The organism is Constrictibacter sp. MBR-5, assembly GCF_040549485.1.
In the GTDB taxonomy this organism is placed as follows: Bacteria; Pseudomonadota; Alphaproteobacteria; order JAJUGE01; family JAJUGE01; genus Constrictibacter.
Genome location: NZ_JBEPTK010000042.1, coordinates 1 through 2,748, shown reverse-complemented (window position 1 = coordinate 2,748; position 2,748 = coordinate 1). Strand labels below are relative to the sequence as shown.

2 protein-coding genes are annotated in these 2,748 nt (G+C 63.1%); both read left to right on the top strand.

Going from position 1 to position 2,748, the window contains the following annotated elements; all coding sequences use genetic code 11:
- On the top strand, positions 1-1,514 hold a 1,514-nt coding region (locus tag ABIE65_RS27740; RefSeq protein WP_354081988.1), incomplete at its 5' end, for a molybdopterin dinucleotide binding domain-containing protein.
- On the top strand, positions 1,511-2,748 hold a 1,238-nt coding region (narH, locus tag ABIE65_RS27735; protein ID WP_354081987.1), incomplete at its 3' end, for a nitrate reductase subunit beta. The genes ABIE65_RS27740 and narH, both read left to right, overlap by 4 nt.

The window sequence follows — 2,748 nt, the reverse complement described above, 5'->3', positions numbered from 1 at the left end:
GCGACCTGGGTGCGGAAGGCGGGCAGCTGCCGAAGGAGGCGAAGTGGCACGAGGAGGGACCGCGCGGGAAGCTCGATCTCCTCGTCTGCATCGATTTCCGCATGAGTACGACCGCGGTCTATTCCGACGTCGTGCTCCCGACCGCGAGCTGGTACGAAAAGAACGATCTCAATACCTCCGACATGCATCCGTTCATCCACCCGCTGCAGGCGGCGGTGGACCCGGCTTACGAGTCGAAGTCGGACTGGGAGATATTCAAGGCTATCGCGAAGAAGTTCCAGGAGGTGGCGCCGGAGATCCTGGGGCGCGAGACGGATATCGTCGCGCTACCGATCCTGCACGACACCCCGGCCGAAATCGCCCAGGACCAAGTCAAGGACTGGAAGAAGGGCGAATGCGACCTTATTCCGGGCAAGACCGCCCCGAACTTCGTGCCCGTCGAACGTGACTATACGGCGCTCTACGACAGGTTCGTGGCGCTGGGGCCGCTGATGGACAAGGTCGGCAACGGCGGCAAGGGTATCGCCTGGGACACGAGGCACGAGGTCGAGCACCTGCGTGACCTTAACGGTGTCTGGGAGGAGGGCCCGGCGAAGGGCTGTCCCAAGATCGTCACCGACATCGATGCATGCGAAGTCGTGCTGATGCTGGCGCCGGAGACCAACGGCGAAGTCGCCGTCAAGGCGTGGGAGGCGCTGTCCAAGGCCACGGGCCGTGAGCACGCGCACCTCGCACTGCCCAAGGAAGACGAGAAGATCCGCTTTCGCGATATTGCTGCACAGCCGAGGAAGATCATCTCCTCTCCCACTTGGTCGGGGATCGAAAGCGAGAAGGTCTGCTACAACGCCGGCTATACCAATGTCCACGAACTGATCCCGTGGCGCACGCTGACCGGCCGCCAGCAGCTCTACCAAGATCATCTGTGGATGCGGGCTTTCGGCGAAGGGCTGATGTCCTACCGCCCTCCGGTCGACCTCAAGACGGTGACGAAAGAGATCAATCATGATGCCCGGGACGGGCAGCCCCACGTGGTGCTGAACTTCATCACGCCGCACCAGAAATGGGGCATCCACTCCACCTATTCCGACAACCTTCTGATGCTGACGCTCAACCGCGGCGGTCCCGTGATCTGGATCTCCGAGACCGACGCGGCGAAGGCCGGCATCGTCGATAACGACTGGGTGGAACTCTACAACACCAACGGCGCGCTGACGGCGCGGGCGGTGGTGAGCCAACGCATGAGGGACGGAACGACCTTCATGTATCACGCCCAGGAAAAGATCGTGAACACGCCGGGCTCGGAGAAGACTGGCAAGCGCGGCGGGATCCACAATTCCGTGACCCGTGCGGTCCTGAAACCGACCCACATGATCGGCGGCTACGCCCATCAGTCCTACGGATTCAACTACTACGGCACCGTGGGCAGCAATCGGGACGAGTTCGTCATCGTCAGAAAGATGCGCAAGGTCGACTGGCTCGACCGGCCCGCTACCCAGAAGGAGGCCGCGGAATGAGAGTGCGCGCGCAGATCGGCATGGTGCTGAACCTCGACAAGTGCATCGGGTGCCACACCTGTTCCGTGACTTGCAAGAACGTGTGGACCAGCCGCGACGGCGTCGAGTACGCCTGGTTCAACAACGTCGAGACGAAGCCGGGCACCGGCTATCCCACCGACTGGGAAAACCAGGCGCGCTGGAAAGGCGGATGGGAGCGGACGAAGGCGGGTAAGCTTCAGCCGAGGCAGGGCTCCAAGTGGCGGATCCTGGCGAACATCTTCGCCAACCCCGACCTGCCGGAAATCGACGATTATTACGAGCCCTTCGATTTCGACTACGACCATTTGAAATCGGCGCCGGAGATGGAGGCGTTTCCGACGGCGCGACCGCGGTCGAAGATCACCGGCGAGCGCATGGAGAAGATCGAGAAGGGGCCGAACTGGGAGGAGATCCTCGGCGGCGAATTCTCGAAACGGTCCCAGGACTACAACTTCGAAGGGATACAGAAGCAGATCTACGGGGAATACGAGAACACCTTCATGATGTATCTCCCCCGCCTGTGCGAGCACTGCCTCAATCCGGCTTGTGCGGCCTCCTGCCCCTCGGGCGCAATCTACAAGCGCGAAGAGGACGGTATCGTCCTGATCGACCAGGAAAAGTGTCGCGGCTGGCGGATGTGCGTCTCCGGCTGTCCCTACAAGAAGGTCTACTACAACTGGTCGACCGGCAAGTCCGAGAAATGCACGCTCTGCTATCCGCGCATCGAGTCCGGTAACCCCACGGTCTGCTCGGAGACCTGCGTCGGCCGCATCCGCTATCTCGGCGTGATGCTGTACGACGCAGACAGGATCGAGGCGGCCGCGAACGCGCCGGAGACGACCGACCTCTACGACGCCCAACTCGGTGTCTTCCTCGACCCGCACGACCCCGCGGTCGCGGAAGCGGCCCGTGCCGACGGGATTCCCGAGGACTGGATCAAGGCGGCGCGCGAGAGCCCGATCTGGAAGATGGCCATGGAATGGAAGGTGGCCTTTCCGCTGCACCCCGAATACCGGACGCTGCCCATGGTCTGGTACATCCCGCCGCTGTCCCCGATCCAGAACGCAGCGGAGGCGGGCGCCATCGGTATGGACGGGGCGATGCCGGACGTCCGGAACCTCCGCATCCCGCTGCGCTACCTCGCCAACATGCTGACGGCGGGGGACGAGGCGCCCGTGGCCCGTGCGCTCGAGCGGATGCTCGCGATGCGCGC